This is a genomic window from Mycobacterium sp. IS-1556, assembly GCF_001499985.1.
Taxonomy (GTDB): Bacteria; Actinomycetota; Actinomycetes; order Mycobacteriales; family Mycobacteriaceae; genus Mycobacterium.
Genome location: NZ_LQIM01000012.1, coordinates 50,903 through 73,593 on the forward strand (window position 1 = coordinate 50,903; position 22,691 = coordinate 73,593).

Consider the following 22,691-nt stretch of genomic DNA (forward strand, 5'->3'; position numbering starts at 1 on the left):
CGATCATGCCGGTTACGTCGACATACCGCCTCCAGATGCGCGGTGACGCCTTCACTTTCGCCGACGCCGAGAACTTGCTCGATTACTTTTCGGCGCTGGGAGTGTCGCACCTGTATCTATCGCCGATCCTCACCGCCGCGACCGGCTCCACGCACGGCTACGACGTCACCGACCCCACCACGGTGTCGGCCGAACTCGGGGGCGCCGAGGGGTTTTCGCGGTTGTCGCGAGCGGCTCGCAAACGGAACATTGGCTTGATTGTTGACATCGTGCCCAACCACGTGGGGGTGGAGAAACCGCGACAGAACCCGTGGTGGTGGGACGTGCTCAAGCACGGCCGGGATTCGTCGTTCTCCTCCTTTTTTGATATCGACTGGGATCTCGACGGTGGGCGCGTCGTGCTGCCGGTGCTGGGCTCCGACGACGACGCAAGCGATCTCGTGGTCGACGACAGCGGGGACGAACCGGTGCTGCGCCTCGGTGAACTCGTCTACCCGATCGCCCCGGGCACCGGTGACGGCACCGGCCCGCAGGTGCACGACCGCCAGCACTACCACCTGATCGGCTGGCGCGCCGGTGCGAGCGAAGCGACGGGGAGATTATCCGGGATCTGCGGCTACCGCCGGTTCTTCTCGATCACATCGCTGGCCGGCCTGCGCCAGGAGGACCGTGCCGTCTTCGACGCCACCCACGCCGAGGTGAAGCGCTGGTTCGACGAGGGGCTGGTCGACGGGATCCGCATCGACCACCCCGACGGGCTGTCGAACCCGGCCGGCTATCTCACGTGGCTGCGGGAGCTCACCGGGCCGGAAGCCTGGATCGTCATCGAGAAGATCCTCGCCGCCGACGAGCCGCTGGAACCGACCCTCCCCGTCGACGGCACCACCGGGTATGACGCGATGCGAGAGATCGGCGGGGTGTTTCTCGATTCCACGGGCGAGCAAGCCCTGACCGACCTGTTCGACTCCACCGGCGAGTCCTACGACGACATGCCCGCACTGGCGCGAAAGCTGAAGGCCCACGCGGTGACCGACACCCTACGCAGCGAACTGGCCCGGCTGCGCCGCACGATCGTCGCCGCCACCGGCACCGACCACGACGATCTGCCCGCCGCGATCGCGGCACTGCTCAGCCGCATCGCGGTCTACCGATCCGACTACCGGTCGCTGTCCGGTGTGCTGCCCAGTGCACTCGCCGAAACAGCCTCGGCCGAACCAGATCTGGCACGGCCGCTGTCGGTGATCGCGGCGGCACTGGCGGTGAGCACGGAAACCGAGGTGCGCTTGCAGCAGCTGTGCGGCGCGGCGACCGCGAAATCGATGGAGGACTGCCTGTTCTACCGTGACGCGCGGCTCGTCTCGCTCAACGAAGTCGGTGCCGAACCACACCACTTCGGCGTCAGCGTCGCGGAGTTCCACCAGCGAGCCGCGGTGCGCGACCAAATGTGGCCGACCGCCATGGTCGCGCTGACCACCCACGACACCAAGCGCGGTGAAGACGTGCGCGCGCGCATCGGGCTCCTTTCGCAGGTGCCGTCGCTGTGGGCGGAGCTCATCGGCAAGTGGACGTTGACCGCCCCGCCGCCGGATGCGGGCACCGGACTTTTCCTCTGGCAGAACCTTTTCGGCGTGTGGCCCGTCGACGGCGAGATCACCGACGAACTACGCCGGCGGATACATGCCTACGCCGAGAAGGCGATCCGCGAAGCCGCGGTGCACACCACCTGGAACGACCCGGACGACGACTTCGAGACAGCGGTGCATACATGGCTCGACGCCGTGCTCGACGGTCCCGTCGCCGCCGAGATGACGTCGCTGGTGGACCGGCTGGACCTGCATGCCCGCAGCGACGCGCTCGGCCAGAAGCTGCTGGCACTCACCGTGCCCGGCGTTCCCGACATCTACCAGGGCACCGAACTATGGGAGGACAGCCTCGTCGATCCGGACAACCGCAGGCCCGTCGACTACGCGGCGCGCCGTGATGCGCTGAGCGCGACGCGCCATCCGAAGCTGCGGGTCGTCGCGGCGGCGCTGGCGGTGCGACGGGACCGGCCGACCACCTTCTGCGGTGGCGGCTACACCCCGATGCTGGCCGACGGCGCCGCGGCCGAGCACCTCTTGGCCTTCCGGCGTGGCGACGAGGTGCTGACCGCGGTCACCCGGCATTCGGTTCGACTGTCCGAAACGGGTTGGGGCGACACCTCGTTGGCCTTGCCGCCGGGCGAGTGGACCGACCGGATCAGCGGCCGCCGGCACAGCGGCCGAGTGCAGGCCGCGGAGTTGTTCACTGAGCTGCCGGTCGCACTGCTGGAGCGCGCCGATGGCTGAGACCGGATCGTCGGCTCGGCCGACGGCGTTCAGTGTGTGGGCGCCGCTGCCGCAGCAGGTACGGCTGGACGTCGACGGCACACTGCACGACATGACCCGTTCCGGCGACGGGTGGTGGCGCGCAGCGGTCGAGGCCAGGCCCGACGCGCGCTACGGCTTCGTGCTCGACCAGCTTGATGTCCAGGACCCGACCGTGCTTCCCGATCCGCGCTCGCCGCGCCAGCCCGACGGCGTGCACGCCCGATCACAACTGTGGCAGCCGGCGCCCGACGCGTGGACCGACGAGGAGTGGCCGGGCCGCTCGATCGAGGGCCAGGTGATCTATGAACTGCACGTCGGTACCTTCACGCGCGAGGGGACGTTCGACTCCGCGATCGAAAAGCTGGACTACCTGGTGGATCTCGGCGTCGACTTCGTCGAGTTGATGCCGGTGAACGCGTTCGGCGGCACCCACGGCTGGGGCTATGACGGTGTGCTCTGGTACGCGGTGCACGAACCCTACGGCGGGCCGGACGCCCTGGTACGGCTGGTCAACGCCTGCCATCGGCGCGGGCTTGGCGTGCTGATCGACGCGGTGTTCAACCACCTGGGCCCATCGGGTAACTATCTGCCGCGGTTCGGGCCGTACCTGTCCTCGGGCAGCAATCCGTGGGGCGAGTCGATCAACATCGCCGACGCCGGCGCCGACGAGGTGCGTCGTTACATCATCGACTGCGCGTTACGTTGGATGCGCGACTTCCACGCAGACGGCCTGCGCTTGGATGCGGTGCACGCGCTGGTGGACACGACGGCGATCCACATCCTCGAAGAGCTGTCGGCCGAAACCGATGCTCTCGCAGGAAGGTTGGGTCGGCCACTGTCGCTGATCGCCGAGAGCGACCTCAATGATCCGCGGCTCATCACGCCGCGCGATCGAGGGGGCCTCGGGATGACCGCGCAGTGGGACGACGACATCCACCACGCGATCCATTCCGCGGTGTCGGGTGAACGGCAGGGCTACTACCACGATTTCGGTACGCTGGAGGCGCTGGCCACCACGCTGAAACACGGCTACTACCACGCGGGCACGTACTCCTCGTTCCGCCACCGCAGGCACGGCCGGCCGTTGGACACCGCCACGATTCCGGCCACCCGCCTGCTGGCTTACACCCTCACCCACGACCAGGTGGGCAACCGCGCGACGGGCGACCGCCCGTCACAGAACCTGACGTCCGGCCAATTGGCCGTCAAGGCGGCGTTGGCCGTCGGATCTCCCTATACAGCAATGCTTTTCATGGGTGAGGAGTGGGGCTCGTCGTCGCCGTTCCAGTTCTTCAGCTCGCATCCGGAGCCGGAACTGGCGCGGGCCACCGCCGAAGGACGCAAGCGCGAGTTCGCCGAGCACGGCTGGGATGCCGACGAGATCCCCGACCCCCAAGACCCCGAAACCTTTCTTCGCTCAAAGCTGAACTGGGATGAGATCGACGACGATGATCACGCTCGACTGCTGCGGGTGTACCGCGGGCTGATCGCGTTGCGGCACAGAGAAGTTGATTTCGCCGATCCGTGGTTGGCGAACCTGCGGATCGACTACGACGAAGGCGCACGCTGGATCGTGATGCACCGCGGCGCATATGCCATTGCCTGCAACCTGGGTGGCGATTCCGTCGAGGTGCCGGTCACCGGCGAGGTGGTTTTGGCCTGGGGCGATCCCGCGGTCGAGGCCGAAAGCACACGGCTCGAGGGGCATTCGTTCGCCGTCGTCAAGTCCTCGCCCACTCAGAGCAGGTAGCGGTAGGCCGGCGAGTCCGGCTCCAGCGCCTCGACGTGGATCTCCGAGGCGTGCATCCGCTCGAGCAGACCTTCGAGGTCCGCTGCCGACCCGAGCTCGATACCGACCAGCGCCTCTCCGGTCTCGCGGTTGTTTCGCTTGACGTACTCGAACAACGTGATGTCGTCGTTCGGGCCGAGAACCTGATCCAGGAAGCGGCGCAGCGCCCCGGGCTCCTGCGGGAAGTCCACGAGGAAGTAGTGCTTGAGCCCGAGGTGCACCAGCGCGCGCTCGAGCACCTCGCCGTACCGCGAAACGTCGTTGTTGCCGCCCGAGATCACGCACACCACAGTCGAATCCGGCTCGATGTCGGTCTCCATCAATGCGGCCACCGACAACGCGCCCGCGGGCTCGGCGATGATGCCCTCGTTCTGGTACAGGTCGAGCATTGCGGTGCACACCGCGCCCTCGTCAACCGTGGTCATCGAGACCATGTCGCCCGCCGCCGCCAGCACCGCGTACGGCAACGCTCCGGCGCGGTTCACCGCCGCCCCGTCGACGAACTGGTCGACATGGTCCAAGGTGACCGGTTCGCCGGCGGCCAGCGCCGCGATCATCGCCGCCGCGCCCGCCGGTTCCACGCCGAGCACGGAGGTGCGACTCGTCCGCTCGCCCAGGTACGTGGTGATACCCGAGATGCATCCGCCGCCGCCGACCGGAACGACCACCAGATCCGGTTCCTCGTCGAGTTGGTCGAGGATCTCGGCGGCGATCGTGCCCTGGCCGGCCATCGTGCGCAGGTCGTCGTAGGGCGGCACCAGCGTCGCACCGGTGCGGGCGACATCCGCCAACGCGGCGGCCGCGGCCTCGTCGTACGTCCTGCCGACGACGATCAACTCGATGAACTCGCGGCCGTGGAACCGAATGCGGTCGAGCTTCTGCTTGGGCGTCTTGCGGGGCACGTACACGCGGCCGCGGACCGCCATGGACCGGCAGGCCATCGCGAAGCCCTGCGCGTGGTTGCCTGCCGACGAGCACACCACACCGGCGGCCAGTTCATCGGCGGACAACTGCATCAGCAGGTTGTGCGCGCCGCGCAACTTGTACGACCGCACCGGCTGCAGGTCCTCGCGCTTGAGATACACGGTCGCGCCGGTGGCGTCCGAGAGCCGGTCGCTGGTCTGCAGTGGGCTGCGCAGCACCACGCCCGAAATTCGCTGAGCAGCCTCATCGACGTCGGCCGCGGTCAGCGGCGACATTCTCCGGCTCTGGCTCAGTTCAGCGGACACCGGTCAATGGTGCCACCAACCTGCGGTTTTCAGTTAATCGGGGTCAGCACGAACAACGGGATCTGGCGTTCGGTCTTCTGCTGATACTCGGCGTAGTCGGGCCAGGCGTCGACGGCACGCTTCCACCAGAGGGCCTTCTCGTCACCGGTGACCTCGCGCGCTTCGTATTCCCTGGTCACCGCGCCGTCCTGCAACTCCACCCGAGGATGAGCCTTGATGTTGTGGTACCAGACGGGGTTCTTCGGAGCACCACCCAGCGACGCCACCACCGCGTACTGGCCGTCGTGCTCGACACGCATCAACGGCGTCTTGCGGATCTTGCCCGTTTTAGCCCCGATCGTGGTCAGCAGGATGATGGGTTTGCCCTTCATCTCTACGCCGTCGGTGCTGCCGGACTCCATGATCGTGTCGGCGTGGTCGCGCACCCAATCCCACGGGCTCGGTTCATAATCTCCGGAAAGTGGCATCTCACCAGCTTAGACCGGCCGAAAATCCGGTGACCTGATCCGGTGTTTCGGCTGGCCGAAACATTGATTACGAGCTATCGTGGTTCTATGACAACTGCCGGTGACTTCCGCTCCACGGCCGCCCGCGCCGCGTGCGAGGTGAACGTTGCCGGAGTGCCGTGGCCGGCATACAAGCTCATCGCCCTCGCGCTGGGCGCGGTGGTGGCGCTGGTGGTCGGCGTGGCGACCGCTACCGCGGCCACCGCAGTGCTCGCCGGTGCGGCGGTCGGCACGGTCACCTGGATGGTGTTCAGCGCGCTCTGCTCCACACGCCTCTAGTCTTCGATCAACTTCCTCAGCGTCGCCAGATCGGCGGCTACCGCCGAGACGTCGGCGTCGAATTCCTCGTCGGTCATGCCCGGCCGGCGGCGCACGGTGAACACCACCTCGCAGCGGGATTCGTCAGAGTCCGTCGGGACACCGCCGGGTTGCACACGCATCGGGTTGTAGACCGCTTCCCCGGTCGGCAGGCGAACGACGTGGTCGAGCACGCCGAACTCATTCGGCGGGGCGAACTCCACGGTCACCTCACCCATCGGTGAGTCGGCCACCCAGCCCTCCGCCGTCTGGCGAAGGCCACCCGCTGCGAGTCCCGCAGCCCACCGCGGCCACGTCCGGGGGTCAGCGGCGAACTCGTAGACCGCTTCCGGCGTGCCGTTGATCCAAATGCTTACGTGTCGCGACTCCATATGTTCACGGTCAATTATGCGCCGAGTGTTGGATCAATGCACGCTTTTCTTCTTTAGGCGTGAAATAAGCTCACACTCGACGGCAAAAAAGAATGCGGTCAGCTGCACTTGACCCCGACATGCACAGTGGGCGGGTGCTGTTGAAAGGGGTTGCCGATCTGGGGGTTGCCCCCCATTGTCCTGCCGCGGGGCGCCGGTGGCGCAGGGGTGCGCACCGTCTGGACAGAGGTGACGGAGCAATCTTGCCCGGCGCCAACCTTGTTGACGACGACCCTGTTGCCCTCGGCTTGCAGCCTGGCGATGGTTTCATTCGCCGACGGTCCGGTTGGCGCGGCGACGGCCGGCCCGCTCCCGACGGTCAGTGCCGCTGCCATCGCGGCGGCCGTGACAGCCGACGCAATCGCTACCCGCTTGATGTTCACTTCAGCCCTCCGACTTAATCAAGAATTCACCGATAATTAAAGTCTAGGGGCGGTATGCAAGAATGGCCATGGATTCATTTGTCGCACATATATGAGCGCACATATATGAATTCTCATATATGTGCGCTCATATTATTGGCAGGAAAAGCGGCGGCAGGCCGCTCGGGCTCAGGCGCTTGGCTCGAAAGCCAACGTCTCGACCTCGGTGGCCGAGACCCTCAGTACGGTTGCGGATGCGATGTCATAGAACAGGCCGAAGACCTGCAAGCCGGCTTCGCGGCAAGCCTTCTCGACAATCGGATGCTGGCGCAGCGTCTCGACTTGGACCGCCACGTTGACCATGCTCAGTTGATCGACTGCGGAGAACCCGGCAGCAGCCGCTGACCAAGCAACCGGGTGGTCGCCGCCGCGGAACGCGTTGACGGTGTGTCGACCGTGTCTCAGCCACGAACTCAGTGGATCGTCGCCGCCCTTGTGCACCGATCCGTTCGTGGGTGCCGACAACAACGCCGTCATCGCTCCACAGCTGGAGTGCCCACACACCACGATCGACGAGACGGCGAGGTGCTCGACTGCGAACGTGATCGCCGCCTCTGCCGAGGCGTCGCTGCGATCCGCGGGCACCAGGTTGCCGACGTTTCGGAAGGTGAACAGATCGCCCGGGCCACTCGACGTGATCACGTTCGGTACCACGCGCGAGTCGGCGCAGGTGATGAAGAGTGTCTCGGGTCGCTGAGCGTGGGCCAGCTCTCGTAGGTGCGGCCGAATCACCGGCGCGGTGCGCCGCTGGTATTCGGCCAGCCCGTCGAGAATCAACGGCGGCGCTCCGTCGGTTCCGTGGCCGTTGACGGTGCCTCCCCTGGCCCTGGACCCGTTCGCTGCGTCACCGTTGACGTTCGCAGCGCCGTCTCGCTGCCATGAACTCCACGGCAGCACGCCGGCCAGGTGGTCGGACGGCGACCTGAGTGCACGTTCCGGGGGACCGTGCAGGGCGCTGTTCATGTCCACGGGTCCTAGCTCGTGGATGTGCACGGTGCCTCCCCCGGCCTCGTGTTGGCGCTGCCAGTGGGCAATCGACTCCTGGCACGGATGGTCGAGGAAGTCCACGAACAGCTCGAGAGTCACCGTGGCACTCGAGGGGATGGCCGCCAGCTTCCGCGTCAGTTGCGGCAGGGAAAGGAACGTAAGCGAGCCCGTGACGACGACGCGCCAGTGGTCGTCACCCGTGTGGTCGACGCGGATCCGCGTTCGCACCACCCGCCACAGCACCAGCAAGACAGCCAGGGCGAGCCCGATCAGCACGCCGGCGAGCAGGTTGACGAACACCACAGTCAAGATGGTGACCAGGTAGATCGCCAAGTCGCCGGTGCGGTGGGCCGTCTTGATCTCCGGCCACTTGACGAGTTTGAGGCCGATCACGATCAGCAGGCCAGCCAGTGCCGCGGACGGTATCTGCTGAACGAGGCCGGCGAAGGGCAGCGCGAACAACAGCAACCACACACCGTGCAAGATCGCCGACGCTCGGGTGCGGGCACCGGCGGCGACATTGGTCGAACTACGCACGATCACGCCCGTGACCGGCAGTCCGCCGATCGCGCCCGACGCGATGTTGGCGCTGCCTTGGCCGAGCATTTCCCGGTCGAAGTTCGTTCGCGTCCCGCCATGCAGTCGGTCCACCGACACCGCCGACAGCAGACTCTCCACGCTGGCGATCAGTGCCACGGTGAGCACGCCGACGGCGAAGGCGCCCCAGTTTCCGTCGGGCAGGTCAGGCAATTGCAGCGCGTCCAGGAGCGAGCCGTCGATCGCGATCCGCGGGGCGTCGAGCGGAAGTACCACCGAAGCCAGGGTCACGCTGACTATCGCGACCAGCGGTCCAGGCACCTTGCCGACGGGCCCGGGAACGCGCGGCCACAACACGAGCACGGCGATGACAGCGAGGCCAAGAGCCAGACCCGCACCTTCGACGTTCAACAACTGCGCTGGAAGCTCGGTGATGCTGGTCAGCGCCGAACTCTTCGATTCGCCGCCGAGCAGCACGTGTACCTGCTGCAAGGCGATGGTGACGCCGATCCCGGCCAGCATCGCGTAGACCACAACCGGTGAGATGGCCAGCGCCGCGCGCGCCACGCGGCTCAGCCCGAACAGCACCTGGAGCACGCCGGCGCAGACCGTGATCGCGCATGTCACTGCCCATCCGAATTGCCCGATCAGCCCGGCGACGATAACCGTCAGCCCCGCGGCAGGCCCGCTGACCTGCAGCGGCGATCCGCCGAGGGCCCCGGCCACGATTCCGCCGACGATCGCAGCGATCAACCCGGCGAGCACCGGCGCATCCGAGGCCACCGCGATACCGAGCGACAACGGCAGAGCGACCAGGAACACCACCAGCGACGCCGGCACGTCGTAGCGCAACACGGACCGCCAGCGGTTCGCCTCCGGCGGCGCGGGCGCATCGCCGACCGGTCGGTCCACGACATCCACCTGCTGGCCATTACTCATCGGCAATCCCCGTCCATTTCCAAAGTCGTTTCAGTGAGCGCCCCATCAGCCAGCCGCGGCGAAACGAATCTCCATGGGCCAAAGGCGATATGCGAAGTTCAAATGGGTAGACGCCGTCGTCCACCAAGAGCCACGCTAGAAACGTGCCCGGTGCACGGCAAGCAGATCGTCGTCCTTCATACCGAACGCATATATGTTGGGGGCTAAACCAACTCGGCGTTGCGATGCGATGAATTTCCGTTTATATGCGCGGGATATGAATTTGTTGCCACCCTCGTATGCCGTCTGTATCAAGGGAAGTATCACCATGACATCGCAACCGACCCGGCCGCCTCCACACCGCCAAGCGATCTTGGGGAAACTGCCGCGGATCTATCGCGCCGATGGTTCGGTCATCCGAGTGCTCCTGGTCGACGATGAACTGGCGCTGACGAACCTGGTCAAGATGGCCCTGCATTACGAGGGCTGGCAGGTCGACATCGCCCACAACGGCGAAGATGCCGTTGCCAAGTTCAACGCGTCCGCGCCGGATGTGCTGATCTTGGACATCATGCTGCCCGACCTCGACGGTATGCAGATTCTGCAGCGGGTGCGTGAATCGGAGTCTTACACCCCGATACTGTTTCTCACCGCCCGTGATTCGGTGGCCGATCGGGTCGCGGGGTTGACGGCGGGCGCAGACGACTACATGACCAAGCCGTTCAGCCTCGAGGAGCTTGTGGCGCGCATCCGCGGTCTGCTGCGGCGTGCCCAGTACACCGCCACTGCCCCGCAGGACGAGATCACGGTCGGCGAGCTGACGCTCGACGGCGCCAGCCGCACCGTCACCCGCGACGGAACCGCAATCGATTTGACCGCAACAGAATTCGAACTGCTGCGCTACCTGATGCGCAATCCAGGTCGTGCCATCGGCCGCACGGAGATCCTCGACCAGGTGTGGAACTACGGCTTCGACGGCAGAACCAGCATTGTCGATCTCTACATCTCGTATCTACGCAAGAAGATCGACAGCGGCCGGGAGCCGATGATTCACACCGTGCGCGGCATCGGGTACATGCTCCGACCTCCGTCGTGACACCGACCAGGCGAGCGCGATGGTGGATCCCGCGGACCCTGCGGCGGCGGCTTGTTCTCGGCCTGTCCAGCGTCGTCGGCGTCGTCATGGTGGTCATGGGTGTGCTGCACCTGATCAGTCTGCGCGATTACGCCTACGACCTCACTGACGAGCGTCTGGCCAATTCGCTGGCGGCACTGAGGCATTCGTACACCAAGCTGTCCTACACCGAGACGCATCCGCAATTGTTCGGCGTGGAAGGCCCCCATGCGCTGATCCGCTTCACCGGTCAACCGGTGGGTTCGTTGATTGCGGTCGTTCGAAACGGAAAGGTCGCCGGCTCCGCGATCTTCACCGACGACGAGCCAGAACCTGCACCGCCCGACGCGATCTCTGCCATCGAAAGCATCGACTGGTACCACGACGGCTCGCCGTTCGACGCGCAGCTCGGCGAACTCGGCCGCTACCGGCTGCAGGGCATGGCCATCGACAGCACCGATTGGTTGGTGGCTGCGGTGAGCTTGCGTCCCACCGACCAGGCGGTCGCTCGGGGAATCGTCAGCACTGTCCTCCTGGTCCTCGCCGCGCTGCTGGTCATCGCGGTAGGCACCCTGCTGACCGTCCGCTACGCCCTGGGTCCGTTGCGCCGGGTCGCGGCGACCGCGGCGAGCGTGGCGAAGTTGCCGCTGGCGAGTCCGGAGAACCGCATCGACATCCGGGTCGACGACGCCTACACCGACCCGGACAGCGAAGTCGGCATAGTCGGCCGCGCCCTGAACCGGTTGCTGGCCAATGTCGACTCCGCGCTGGCCAAACGCGCCGAGTCCGACCGGAACATGCGCCGGTTCCTCGCCGACGTCAGCCACGAGTTGCGTACCCCGCTGTCCGCAATCCGCGGTTATGCCGAGCTGACTCGGCAGGACAGCGCCCAGCTGCCCGAGACCACGGAGTATGCGCTCGCGCGAATCGAAGCCGAGTCCAACCGGATGTCCGCGCTGGTCGCCGACCTACTGCTGTTATCCCGCCTCGATGAACGGCAGGATCTACTGACCGAGGACGTCGACCTCAGTGACCTGGCCACCAACGCCGTCAGCGACATCACGGTCTCGTCACCCGATCACAACTGGCATCTGGTGCTGCCCGACGATCCGATCTGGGTTCTCGCCGACCGCGCGAGGCTGCACCAGCTGCTCAGCAACTTATTGACCAATGCGGTCGACCACACCCCGGCCGGCACCACGGTGACGACGACCGTCGCACGTCGTGTCGATGACACCGGCTCGGCCCGGGTGGAGCTGGTGGTGCACGACGACGGTCCCGGCATTCCCAGTGAACTGCTGCCGCACCTGTTCGACCGATTCGTCCGCGCCGACAAGTCCCGCTCCCGCGAGTTCGGCAACCTTGGCCTGGGCCTTGCCATCGTCGCGTCAATCGCCCAGGCGCACAACGGCTCCGTATCGGTACAGTCCGCGCCCGGCTCGACCACATTCACCGTAGTGCTGCCCGGTGTCGTTGCGCCTCGCGCGACCGACCCGGAGCGTGTCGCGACTCCGTAGTTTCATGGCGGCGCACCACAATTGTGTGGTGAACTCGCCACCGGAACAGCACCGCTTGCCTGCGTGGCTGCGGCGCGGCGATCCGGAAAGCACCATGCCCGTGGTGCTCGCCGTGGTGGCCGCCATGGCGCTGCAGGTCGCCATCCCGAAGAGCTATACCCTCGTCCCCCGCTGGCCCTTGCTGACCTTGGAGGCGCTGCTGCTGCTCGCGCTGCTGGCGATCAACCCTCTGCTGATGTCGCGCCGAACGCGGTTCGGCAGGTATGCGACCTGGGCACTGCTGGCGGCGATCACCGTCGACAACACCGTCTCGGCGGTCCTGCTCGACATCAGCATCCTGACCGGAGCCGTCCGAAACGATGCGGCCGTACTGCTCGGCAGCGGCGCGGCGATCTTCATCACGAACGTCATCGTGTTCGGTATCTGGTACTGGGAACTGGACCGGGGCGGGCCGTTCGCGCGGCACGCCGGCGAGTGCCCGTATCCCGACTTCCTCTTTCCGCAGATGACCAATCCCGAAGTGACGAGGCCGGATTGGCGTCCGACGTTCCTGGACTACCTCTACGTCAGCGTGACCAACGTGATGGCGTTCTCCCCGACCGACACAATGCCGCTGGCGCGGTGGGCGAAGATGATGATGACGGTGCAAGCCATGGTGGCGCTGTCGACGGCTGGACTGGTGATCGCCAGGGCGGTGAACGTTTTGGGGTGACTGTCAGCCGCCGAGGCAGCCGGGCCCGAGCAGCGCCTTGAGGTCGCCCATCAACGCCGACGACGGCGTCACGCGCAGCGACACATCCAATTCCAGCGTGGTGATCCGCTCACCGCTGATCAACCGCAGGTGCACCTGGGACGTGCCGGGATGGCGGGCCAGCACCTGTTTGAGCGCGGTGACCTTGTCCACGGTGCACTGCCGCGTCGGCAGGCTGACCGCCAGCGGACGGTTCAGCTGGGCGCTGGAGAAGTCCGGCGCCACAAGGTCGTTGGCGATCAATGAGATCCGGTCGTCGCGGATCGCCACCTTCGCGCCGATCAGCACCACCGCATCGTCGGCGATCTCACCGCCGAACGTCGAGTATGTCTGCGGGAAGAACAACACTTCGATGCCGCCGGTCAGGTCCTCCAATTGCGCTGAGGCCCAAGGCAACCCGTTCTTGTTGACCCGTCGGTTCACCGAGGCCAGGATTCCGCCGACCCGCACCTGCGTGTCGTTGGGAATGTCGCCGTCGAGAATGGCCGGAATCGCGGTGTCGACTTGGGTGGCGAGCAGGTGGGCGATGCCGTTGAGCGGATGGCCGGACACGTAGAGGCCGAGCATCTCGCGTTCGAGCGCGAGTTTGTGCTTGTCCTCCCATTCCTCGTCGGGCACCTTGATGGTGAACACCGCGTCGGTGGCGGTGTCGGCGCCGCCGAACAGGTCGAACTGCCCCATCGCCTCGGCCTTCTTGGTGCCGAGCACGGAATCGACGGCGTCGGTGTGGATCAGGAACAGGCCCTTGCGCGGGTGTCCCAACGAGTCGAACGCGCCCGCCTTGATCAGCGACTCGGTGACCTTCTTGTTGCAGGCACCGATCTCGATCTTGTTCAGGTAGTCGGAGAAGTCGATGTACTTCCCCTTCTCGGTACGTGTGTTGATAAGCGAGGCAACGACATTGGCGCCGACATTGCGAACCGCCCCGAGGCCGTAGCGGATGTCCTCGCCCACCGAGGCGAAGTTCAGCCCCGACTCGTTGACGTCCGGCGGTAGCACCGTGATGCCCAGCTTGCGGCAGTCGGCCAGGTACACCGCGGCCTTGTCCTTGTCGTCACCGACCGAGGTGAGCAACCCGGCCATGTATTCGGCGGGGAAGTTCGCCTTCAGATACGCGGTCCAGTACGACACCAGGCCGTACCCCGCGGCGTGCGACTTGTTGAACGCATAGTCGGCGAACGGCAGCACCGTGTCCCACAGCGCCTTGATGGCACCGGAGGAGAAGCCGTTGGATTTCATTCCGTCGGAGAAACCCTCGAACTCCTTCTCCAGGACTTCACGTTTCTTCTTGCCCATGGCCTTACGCAGAATGTCTGCTCGGGCCAGCGAGTAGCCGGCGACCTTCTGCGCAATCCGCATGATCTGCTCTTGGTAGACGATCAGCCCGTAGGTCTCTGCGAGGATCTCGCGAAGCGGCTCCTCGAGTTCGGGGTGGATCGGCTTGATCGCCTGCCGGTTGTTCTTGCGGTCGGCGTAGTCGTTGTGGGCGTTCATCCCCATCGGGCCGGGGCGGTACAGCGCGATCACCGCGACGACGTCCTCGAACCCGGTCGGCTGCATGCGCCGCAGCAGGTCGCGCATCGGCCCGCCGTCGAGCTGGAACACCCCGAGCGTGTCGCCACGGCCCAGCAGATCGTAGGTGGCCTTGTCGTCCAGCGGAACCGACTCGAGATCGAGCTCGATGCCCCGGTTCGCTTTGATGTTCTCCAGCGCATCGCCGATGATCGTCAGGTTGCGCAGGCCGAGGAAGTCCATCTTCAGCAGGCCGATGGCCTCGCACGACGGATAGTCCCATCCGGTGATCACCGCGCCGTCCTGCGGGCGCCTCCACAGTGGAATCGCGTCGATCAGCGGCTCGGAGCTCATGATCACCGCGCAGGCGTGCACACCCGCGTTGCGCACCAGGCCCTCCAGCCCGCGCGCGGTCTCGTAGATGGTGCGAACGTCGGGGTCCGTATCGATCAGCCCGCGGACCTCGGCGGCTTCCTTGTACCGCTCGTGATCCGGGTCGGTGATGCCCGAGAGCGGGATGTCCTTGGCCATGATCGGCGGCGGCAGCGCCTTGGTGATCCGGTCGGCGATCGCGAAGCCAGGTTGGCCGTAGTGCACGCGAGCCGAATCCTTCAGCGCCGCCTTTGTTTTGATGGTGCCGAACGTGATGACCTGAGCGACCCGGTCGCTACCCCACTTGTTGGCGGCGTAACGCAGCATCTCGCCGCGGCGGCGGTCGTCGAAGTCGATGTCGATGTCGGGCATCGACACCCGCTCGGGGTTGAGGAACCGCTCGAACAGCAGCCCGTACGGGATCGGGTCGATGTTGGTGATGCCGAGCGCGTAGGCGACCAGCGACCCCGCCGCCGACCCGCGCCCCGGCCCGACCCGGATGTCCACCGAGCGCGCGTAGTTGATGAGGTCGGCGACGATGAGGAAGTAGGACGGATACCCCTTGTCGCAGATGACCTTGATCTCGTAGTCGGCGCGGTCGGTGTACTCCTGCGGTACCTGCGATGACGGAAACCGGCCGGCCAACCCGGCGGCGACCTCGTGGCGCAGCCAGGACTCCTGGGTGTGGCCCTCGGGCACCGGGAACACCGGCATCCGGTCACGCGTCGTCCACACGTCCTCGTAGGACGACACCCGCTCGGCGATCAACAGCGTGGAATCGCAGGCGCCGGGCACCTGGTCGTCCCACAGCGCGCGCATCTCCGCGGCCGTTTTGACGAAATAGCCGTCGCCGTCGAACTTGAACCTGTTCGGGTCTGAGAGCGTCTTGCCGGTCTGCACGCACAGCAGCGCCTCGTGATTGCGCGCGGCGTCGCGCGTGACGTAGTGGCAGTCGTTGGTGGCCAGCGGCGGAATGTCGAGCTTGCGCCCGATCTCGAGCAGCCCCTCACGGACCCGGCGCTCGATGTCGAGCCCGTGGTCCATCAGCTCGAGGAAGAAGTTCTGCGGCCCGAATATCTCGCGCCACTTCGCGGCGGCTTCGAGCGCCTCGCGGTCGTGGCCGAGCCGCAGCCGGGTCTGAACCTCCCCGGACGGGCAACCGGTGGTGGCGATGATGCCCGCGGCGTGCTCGGCGATCAGCTCGGCGTCCATGCGCGACCACTTGCCCAGCTGACCCTCGAACGATGCCAGCGACGACAGCTTGAACAGGTTGCGCAGTCCGGTCGCGTTCTCGGCGACCATCGTCATGTGGGTGTAGGCGCCGCTGCCGGAGACGTCGTCGCCCTTCTGGCCCGGGTCACCCCACAGGATGCGCTTGGTATCGAATCGAGAACCGGGCGCGATATAGGCCTCCACGCCGATGATGGGCTTGATCCCCACCTCGGTGGCGGCGTTGTAGAACTCGCTGGCGCCGAACATGTTTCCGTGGTCGGTCATGCCGATCGCGGGCATCTCCAGGCGCTGAGCCTCGGCGAGCAACGGCTTGACCTTCGCGGCACCGTCCAGCATCGAGTACTCGGTGTGGTTATGCAGGTGCACGAACGACCGCGAATCCGAAGGGCTCATAGGGAGGCCAGTCTATGACCGCGCCCCGACAGTCCTCGGCGTGTCGGGATGCGTGTCTTCACCGGTGCTGCGCGGCTACAAGGGCTTCGGCAGGTCGGGTGCCTCGACCACTCTTCGCGTGGCGACCCGCCCACCGAACGGACGGGCGTTTTCGATGCGTGACCGCACGCGCTCCAGGCCTCGCCTGGCTTCCGCAGTCGTCGGCAGCTGCCAGCCAAGTTGGGTGAGGACGCCCGCCGTGACGAGGCCCGCAACCATGACCGCGAACCAAAAGCCATCCATGCCTCGAACGTTATTGCCCGGACGCCCGGGAGGAATCGGGTGTTTCCCTATATCGCGAGGCCGTTCGCCGACACGCCGACCGGCGCCGGCGACTGCTTGAGCAAACCTTGGCTCAACAGCCTGTTCAGTTGCTTGGCAATGCCCGACACGCCGTCGGAACCGCCCAGGAAGCCGCCGAAAAGTTCCACACCCCAGAACAATGCCGACAGCATGTTGGCCACCGCCGGGCCGTCCACGTCCTCACCGATCTCGCCCCGGCGGATGGCATCGTCGACCATCCACACGAAGAACCCCGTCACCGCCTCGGCGACCGTCGCTCCGCTGCGCCGTAGCCCGGGGTGGCGGTGCTGTTCCAACAGCGAGGTGATGAGGAACTGCATCGTCGAGCCGTATGGGCAATCCAGTTCGCGCGCAGCGGCTGTGAAGGCCGCCAGCTGTTTCATCAGCGTTTCCTCGAGCCTCGCGGCCGCGATGGCTCCCGAGACGACCGAGTACGCCTCGCGGTGGAGGCGGTCATAGATCTCTTCCTTGGTCGCGAAGTAGTAGTGCATGGTCGGCCGGCTGATCCCGGCGCGCATCGCGATCGCCTGAAACGTCGCCGCTTCGTAACCACGTTCGTTGATCACCGCGCGGGCCGCCCGCAGGATGGCCGCCCGGGTCACCGCCGAGTCGGCGCCCACCGGGCGTCCCCGACCTCGTCCGCCCCGAGGTGACTGCGTGATGCCTACCACGAGCAAACGTTAAGTCATTGCTAACAGGTGGTCAACCATCGGTTTTGCTTCACTCCGCAAAGGTTCTGTCACAGATGGGACGGCTCGGTCGGCCGCCGATCGGCCCGGGCCCGTCGCGTCGCGTCGACACTGAAGACCAGCAGCGCGAGCCAGATCAGCGCGAACCCGAGCCAGCGGGCGGGGGGCATCGGCTCACGGCCGACGAGCACACCCCAGGTCAGCTGCATGACCGGCGTCAGATAGAACAGCAGGCCCAACGTCACCAACGGCAGCCGCTGCGCGGCGGCGGCGAACAACAGCAGCGGCACCGCCGTCAGCACACCGGACAGGATCATCAAGATGACATGGCCGCCGCCGTGCCCGGTGAACGTGCCGTGTCCGGTGATCTGCAGCACGACGATGTAGGCCGCCGCGAACGGGGTGGCCAACCCGGCTTCCACGCCGACGCTGACCCGCGGATCGGTCGTCGTCACCACCTTCTTGACCGCGCCGTAGAGGCCGAACGAACACGCCAACCCGAGCCCGATGTAGGGCGGCGCGCCGACATCGACCGTCAACACCACCACCCCGAGCACCGCGGTGGCCAGCGCGCAGAACTGCGCGCGGTTCAGCCGCTCCCCGAAGACGACGAGCCCCAACGCGACCGTCACCAGCGGGTTGATGAAATACCCGAGGGCGGCGTCCACCACGTGCCCGTTGTTGACGGCGTAGACGTAGATGCCCCAGTTGATCGAGATCAGCGCCGAAGCAGCGGTCAGCAACACCCACGTGCGGCCGGTGATTTCCTTGAGGTCCCCGATTCTGCGGACGACCGCGACGACGATGACCATCAGCAGGAAGTTCCACACGATCCGGTGTGCCAGCACCTCCACGGCGGACGCGGGCTTCAGCAGCGGGAAGAACGCGGGGAACGTGCCCCAACACACGTAGGCGCCGACACCGAGCAGCAATCCGGGGCTGCGGGCGCCGCTCACAGTTCGTGGTTGCGCAGGGCGTCGAGGGCGTGTTGCAGATCGGCCGGATAGGGGCTGGTGATCTCCACGCGTCGCCCGTCGGCGGGGTGCACGAAGGCCAGTGACCGCGCGTGCAGCCATTGCCGCTCCAGCCCGAGCCGCTTCGCCAGCGTCGGGTCGGCCCCGTAGGTGAGATCACCGACGCAGGGATGGTGCAGGGCGGCGAAATGCACCCGAATCTGATGCGTGCGACCGGTTTCCAGCTCGATATCGAGCAGGCTGGCGGCCCGGTGCGCCTCGAGGGTGTCGTAGTGGGTGATGCTGTGCCTGCCGTTCTCGGTGACCGCGAATTTCCAGTCGTGCCCACGGTGACGTCCGATGGGTGCGTCGATCGTCCCGCTCGACGGATCCGGATGTCCTTGCACCAACGCGTGATAGCGCTTGTCGACGGTGCGCTGCTTGAACGCCCTCTTGAGCACCGTGTACGCGCGCTCGGACAATGCCACCACCATGACACCCGACGTGCCGACGTCGAGGCGGTGCACGATGCCCTGGCGCTCGTGAATACCCGAGGTGCTGATCCGAAAGCCCGCCGCGGCCAGGCCGCCCAACACCGTCGGGCCGTGCCAGCCGACCGTGGCATGCGCGGCGACGCCGGGCGGCTTGTCGACGGCGACGATGTCGTCGTCGGAGTACAGGATCGCCATGCCCTCGATCGCGACCGGCGTATTCTCCACGGGCGCAGGCGCTTCCGGCAACCGCACCTCCAGCCACGCGCCCGCGGTGAGCTTGTCGGACTTGCCCGCAGGCGCCCCGTCGATGTCGACCCCACCCTCTTCGGCCAGCGCGGCGGCCGCGGTGCGCGACAGCCCGAGCAGCCGCGCGATGCCCGCGTCGACCCGCATCCCCGCCAGCCCCTCCGGGACCGCAAGCGACCGATCGGCCATCTACTCGTCCCCGTCGCCCTGCTGGCGCCGTCCGACGGTGTCTGAATCGTCGCCCGGCCGGCGCCGTCCGACGGTGTCGAAGTCGAAGCCGAACAGCGACAGCGCGACCAGCAGGATCGCCCCGCCCACCACACACGGATCGGCCACGTTGAACACCGGCCACCAGCCGATCGACAGGAAGTCGACGACATGGCCCTGCAGCGGACCCGGTGACCGGAAGAACCGGTCGACGAGGTTCCCGAGGGCGCCGCCGAGGATCATGCCGAGCCCGACCGCCCACCACGGCGACACCAGGCGACGGCCCATCCAGAAGATCCCGATCACCACGCCGGTGGCGATCAGCGTGAGCACCCAGGTGTAGCCGGTGGCCATCGAGAACGCGGCACCGGAGTTGCGCACGAGGGTCCAGGTCACCGTGTCGCCGATGATCGACACCGGCTGGCCGGGGGTGAGGAGCTTGACCGCGAGGACCTTGGTGACGATGTCGGTAACCAGCACCACCCCCGCGATGACGAGCAGCAGCCGTAGCCGGCGCCTCGGCGGCACGGTCTGCTCGGTCCTCTGTTCGGCCACTCCCGGGTCGTCAGTCACTTCCCCATCATCCCAAAACGGGAATGCGGGAGAATTCCCGCCATGGGTCGCCTCGTCGTCGTCGCCACCGGCGGCACGATCGCCACGAGCACCGACGACGACGGTGTCAAGCGTCCGGCGCACACCGGCGCCGACCTGACGTCAGGACTGCCGGTCGACGTCGTCGACCTCATGGCCGTCGACAGCTCGCAACTGACCCCCGCCGACTGGGACCGCATCGGCGCAGAGATCTCGCAGACCGCCGCGACGAACGCGCTCGGCATCGTCGTCACGCACGGCACCGACACCATGGAGGAGACGGCGCTCTGGCTGGACCTCACCTACCGCGGCACCACCCCGGTGGTGTTGACCGGAGCCCAGCGCAGCGCCGACGCCCCCGACGCCGACGGCCCGGCGAATCTTCGTGACGCACTGACGGTCGCTGCCAGTCCGGCCGCACGAGACCTCGGGGTGGTGGTCAGCTTCGCCGGGGTGGTCTGGCAGCCGCTGGGCCTGCAGAAGGTCGCGACGGCCGACCTGCGCGGGTTCGACGGAACGGCGATCGGCGCCGTATCGGACGCCGGGTTCGTCGCGCACGCGGCGAAGGACCGGCCGTACTTCGGCGCGCTGTCTGCGATCGAGGCGCCCCGGGTCGACATCGTCGCCGCCTATCCGGGCGCCGACGCCGCGGCGATGGACGCCTGTGTGGCCGCGGGCGCGCGCGGCATCGTGTTGGAGGCGATGGGCGCCGGCAACGCCGGGACGGCGGTGATCGACGGGGTGCAGCGACTCTGCAGCGCAGGGATAACGGTCGCGGTGTCCACCCGGGTGACCGGGGGCCGTGTCAGCCCCGCATACGGGCCCGGCCACGACATGGTCGCCGCCGGCGCGGTGCCGGTGCCGCGGTTGCGGCCAGCCCAGGCCCGTGTGCTGCTGATGGCGACGTTGGCGAGCCGATCATCTGTCGCCGACGTGATGGCCCGCTGGGGTTGACGGGCGTGACAGCGTGGACGTGTGCAGTTCGGGAACGTGATCCGACTCGGCGCCACGACGATCGCGGCGTTCTCGCTGGTCCTCGCCACGGGGGCGGTGGCCCATGCCGAACCGCCGCCCGGCTCGGATGCGATCGACGCCTACCCGATCGCCGTTGGCGAGTACCGACCCGGCCCACCACCCAACTACCACGTGTTCTTCCGCACCCCGGACGGATTGTTCTGTGGCATCGGGCCCAACGGCGGTCCGATCGGTTGTGACGGGGTGCCCCTGGACGCCCCGCCGGGAACCAACCAGACGTTTCTGACCAGCGGCGCACCCGCCGAGTACCGTCATTCCGCGGCACCGTCGTTCACGCGTGAGGGCGTCGACGTCCTGCCCGCCGGCTACCGGCTGGAGAACTGGGGCGCGAGTTGCGGTGTCGGACATCAGGGCACGGTGACCTGCAAGACGTACGGCGGTCACGGATTCACGATCTCCAGCGTCTACGGGGTGCTCTGGTAGCGCGCCAACTCGGCGACGTACTCCGGCCAGTCGAGGGAGTCGACGGGGTTCGCGCGGTCGATGCCGGGCGTGTCATCGGGAAAGGTCCGCGCCTGACCCGGTCCGGTGGCGCGGGTCTCGAACCGGACGGTCATCACCCCGTGCCCGGCCCCCTGAATCCAACCGTGCCCGAAGTCCGGATGGGTGACGTCGTCGCCGATGCGCCAGGCGGGTGCGGTCGCGGTCAGGTCCGTGACGGTCGGCGGCAGCCCGGTGTGCGCGACGTCCTCGGAGGCCATCAGCTCCAGATCCGGGAACAACGACTCCTGGCGGACGTCGGAGAGCCCCGAAAAGCCAACGCCCAGAAGGCGAATCGGCCCCACTTCGACGGGGTCGAGAAGCAGCCGGCGCGCGGTGGCGATCAGGGTGCCCGCGTCGGTGGTGGCGTACGGCAGCGTCGCCGACCGAGTGAGGATGTTCATATCGGACTTCTTCATCTTCACGGTGACGGTGCGGGCGCCGCGGCCGTCTTTCTCGAGACGCCGGTGGGCGTGCTCGCCGATCGGTCCCATCGCTTCACGCAGCTGGTCGAGGGTGGTCAGGTCCTCGGGAAACGTGGACTCCGCGCTGATCTGTTTGGCGGGTGCGTTCTCGGCGACCGGCCGGTCGTCGATGCCGCGAGCCAGCCGGTGCAGTGCCGGGCCGACGCTGCCGCCGAGGATGTCGGCGGCCTCGGCTTCGCTCAGCGCGGCGAAGGCGCCGATGGTCTCGATGCCGAGCCGGTGCAGCTTCTCCCCGGCGACGGGCCCGATACCCCACAGCCGCCGCACTGGCAGGCCGTCGAGCAACGTGCGTTCCTCATCGCGGTCCACGACCCGCATGCCGTCGGGCTTCGCCAGCCCCGAAGCGATCTTGGCGAGCTGTTTCCCCGACCCCGCTCCGATGGACGCGACCAGCCCGGTCTGCTCGAGGACGCGCGACCGCAGTATTCGGCAGAAGTCCTCGACATCGGCAGCCGACGCGCCCGCCAGTTCGGGGGGCTCGCCGAAGGCCTCATCGTAGGAAAGCTGCTCGAGGACCGGGACCATCTGGCGGACGGTTTCGAACACGCGGCGGCTGGCGACGCCGTAGACGACTCCCCGCGGCGGAAGCACCACCGCTGCGGCGCCGACCAACCGGCGGGCCTGGTGCATCGGCATCGCCGACTTGGCGCCGTACACCCGGGACTCGTAGCTGGCGCCCGCGACCACGCCGCGGCCGCCGAGCCCGCCGACCAGCACCGGGCGGCCGCGCAGCGTCGGACGGGTGAGCTGCTCGACCGACGCGAAGAATGCGTCCATGTCGAGGTGCAGCACCCAACGAGCGTTCACAGCTGC

General features: G+C 67.0%; 19 protein-coding genes. 8 read left to right on the forward strand and 11 right to left on the reverse strand.

Annotated features, from left to right (window positions below; genetic code table 11):
- Nucleotides 1-5 precede the first annotated feature (5 nt).
- Together treY and treZ are read left to right on the forward strand one after the other, a co-directional pair.
- Nucleotides 6-2,327 (forward strand): malto-oligosyltrehalose synthase, encoded by a 2,322-nt coding sequence (gene treY, locus AU187_RS09535; protein ID WP_059100049.1) that lies wholly within the window; start codon nucleotides 6-8, stop codon nucleotides 2,325-2,327.
- A complete protein-coding gene (treZ, locus tag AU187_RS09540; protein ID WP_059100048.1) occupies nucleotides 2,320-4,098 on the forward strand; it encodes a malto-oligosyltrehalose trehalohydrolase in 1,779 nt (592 codons plus the stop codon). Before treY ends, treZ begins: the two co-directional genes overlap by 8 nt.
- Here the strand turns inward: treZ and ilvA are convergent.
- The gene (gene ilvA / locus AU187_RS09545) at nucleotides 4,086-5,366 is read right to left on the reverse strand and encodes a threonine ammonia-lyase IlvA (protein WP_059166658.1); all 1,281 of its coding nucleotides are present in this window, start codon (nucleotides 5,364-5,366) and stop codon (nucleotides 4,086-4,088) included. The two genes, treZ and ilvA, sit on opposite strands and share 13 nt — an antisense overlap.
- A 29-nt stretch (nucleotides 5,367-5,395) precedes the next feature.
- A complete protein-coding gene (locus AU187_RS09550) occupies nucleotides 5,396-5,833 on the reverse strand; it encodes a nitroreductase family deazaflavin-dependent oxidoreductase (RefSeq protein WP_059100046.1) in 438 nt (145 codons plus the stop codon).
- 87 nt (nucleotides 5,834-5,920) lie between these two features.
- On the opposite strand from AU187_RS09550, the gene AU187_RS09555 reads away from it, so the two are divergent.
- Complete coding sequence (locus AU187_RS09555; RefSeq protein WP_059100045.1) at nucleotides 5,921-6,151, forward strand: hypothetical protein; 231 nt, start codon at nucleotides 5,921-5,923, stop codon at nucleotides 6,149-6,151.
- On the opposite strand, the gene AU187_RS09560 is transcribed toward AU187_RS09555, so the two are convergent.
- Together AU187_RS09560 and AU187_RS09570 are read right to left on the reverse strand one after the other, a co-directional pair.
- Complete coding sequence (locus AU187_RS09560; RefSeq protein ID WP_059100044.1) at nucleotides 6,148-6,561, reverse strand: SRPBCC family protein; 414 nt, start codon at nucleotides 6,559-6,561, stop codon at nucleotides 6,148-6,150. The genes AU187_RS09555 and AU187_RS09560 overlap by 4 nt on opposite strands.
- A gap of 590 nt (nucleotides 6,562-7,151) precedes the next feature.
- Nucleotides 7,152-9,485 carry a SulP family inorganic anion transporter gene (locus tag AU187_RS09570; RefSeq protein WP_059100042.1) on the reverse strand — a complete coding sequence of 778 codons (2,334 nt, stop codon included), beginning with the start codon at nucleotides 9,483-9,485 and terminating at the stop codon, nucleotides 7,152-7,154.
- Between the two features lie 301 nt (nucleotides 9,486-9,786).
- Between AU187_RS09570 and AU187_RS09575 the strand changes: the two genes are divergently transcribed.
- From AU187_RS09575 to AU187_RS09585, 3 genes are read left to right on the forward strand one after another with little or no spacing between them, the layout of a single operon-like run.
- Nucleotides 9,787-10,560 (forward strand): response regulator transcription factor, encoded by a 774-nt coding sequence (locus AU187_RS09575; protein ID WP_502687750.1) that lies wholly within the window; start codon nucleotides 9,787-9,789, stop codon nucleotides 10,558-10,560.
- Nucleotides 10,557-12,095, forward strand: a complete 1,539-nt coding sequence (locus AU187_RS09580) for a sensor histidine kinase (RefSeq protein WP_059100040.1) — start codon at nucleotides 10,557-10,559, stop codon at nucleotides 12,093-12,095. The genes AU187_RS09575 and AU187_RS09580 overlap by 4 nt, the downstream gene beginning before the upstream one ends.
- Nucleotides 12,096-12,123: 28 nt before the next feature.
- Entirely contained in the window at nucleotides 12,124-12,807 is a 684-nt protein-coding gene (locus tag AU187_RS09585) for a hypothetical protein (protein WP_231740331.1), read from the forward strand.
- A gap of 3 nt (nucleotides 12,808-12,810) precedes the next feature.
- Here the strand turns inward: AU187_RS09585 and dnaE are convergent, their stop codons facing one another.
- The 6 genes from dnaE to lspA all read right to left on the reverse strand — a co-directional run bounded on the left by dnaE (nucleotide 12,811) and on the right by lspA (nucleotide 19,860).
- Nucleotides 12,811-16,356, reverse strand: a complete 3,546-nt coding sequence (gene dnaE / locus AU187_RS09590) for a DNA polymerase III subunit alpha (RefSeq protein WP_059100038.1) — start codon at nucleotides 16,354-16,356, stop codon at nucleotides 12,811-12,813.
- 75 nt (nucleotides 16,357-16,431) lie between these two features.
- Nucleotides 16,432-16,638, reverse strand: coding sequence for a hypothetical protein (locus tag AU187_RS09595; RefSeq protein ID WP_059100037.1), 207 nt, complete (start codon nucleotides 16,636-16,638; stop codon nucleotides 16,432-16,434).
- Between the two features lie 47 nt (nucleotides 16,639-16,685).
- Nucleotides 16,686-17,318, reverse strand: a complete 633-nt coding sequence (locus tag AU187_RS09600; protein WP_231740330.1) for a TetR/AcrR family transcriptional regulator — start codon at nucleotides 17,316-17,318, stop codon at nucleotides 16,686-16,688.
- Between the two features lie 119 nt (nucleotides 17,319-17,437).
- Nucleotides 17,438-18,343: an EamA family transporter RarD gene (gene rarD, locus AU187_RS09605; protein ID WP_059100036.1), complete on the reverse strand. Its 906-nt coding sequence runs from the start codon at nucleotides 18,341-18,343 to the stop codon at nucleotides 17,438-17,440.
- Complete coding sequence (locus AU187_RS09610; RefSeq protein WP_059100035.1) at nucleotides 18,340-19,269, reverse strand: RluA family pseudouridine synthase; 930 nt, start codon at nucleotides 19,267-19,269, stop codon at nucleotides 18,340-18,342. Before AU187_RS09610 ends, rarD begins: the two co-directional genes overlap by 4 nt.
- Nucleotides 19,270-19,860: a signal peptidase II gene (gene lspA / locus AU187_RS09615; RefSeq protein WP_059100180.1), complete on the reverse strand. Its 591-nt coding sequence runs from the start codon at nucleotides 19,858-19,860 to the stop codon at nucleotides 19,270-19,272. It lies immediately after the preceding gene.
- A 42-nt stretch (nucleotides 19,861-19,902) separates the two neighbouring features.
- On the opposite strand from lspA, the gene AU187_RS09620 reads away from it, so the two are divergent.
- Nucleotides 19,903-20,832 (forward strand): asparaginase, encoded by a 930-nt coding sequence (locus tag AU187_RS09620; protein ID WP_059100034.1) that lies wholly within the window; start codon nucleotides 19,903-19,905, stop codon nucleotides 20,830-20,832.
- 21 nt (nucleotides 20,833-20,853) lie between these two features.
- On the forward strand, nucleotides 20,854-21,336 hold the full coding sequence (locus AU187_RS09625; protein ID WP_502687746.1) for a hypothetical protein: 483 nt from the start codon (nucleotides 20,854-20,856) through the stop codon (nucleotides 21,334-21,336).
- On the opposite strand, the gene AU187_RS09630 is transcribed toward AU187_RS09625, so the two are convergent.
- Complete coding sequence (locus AU187_RS09630) at nucleotides 21,318-22,685, reverse strand: DNA polymerase IV (protein WP_082683716.1); 1,368 nt, start codon at nucleotides 22,683-22,685, stop codon at nucleotides 21,318-21,320. The two genes, AU187_RS09625 and AU187_RS09630, sit on opposite strands and share 19 nt — an antisense overlap.
- Nucleotides 22,686-22,691 lie beyond the last annotated feature (6 nt).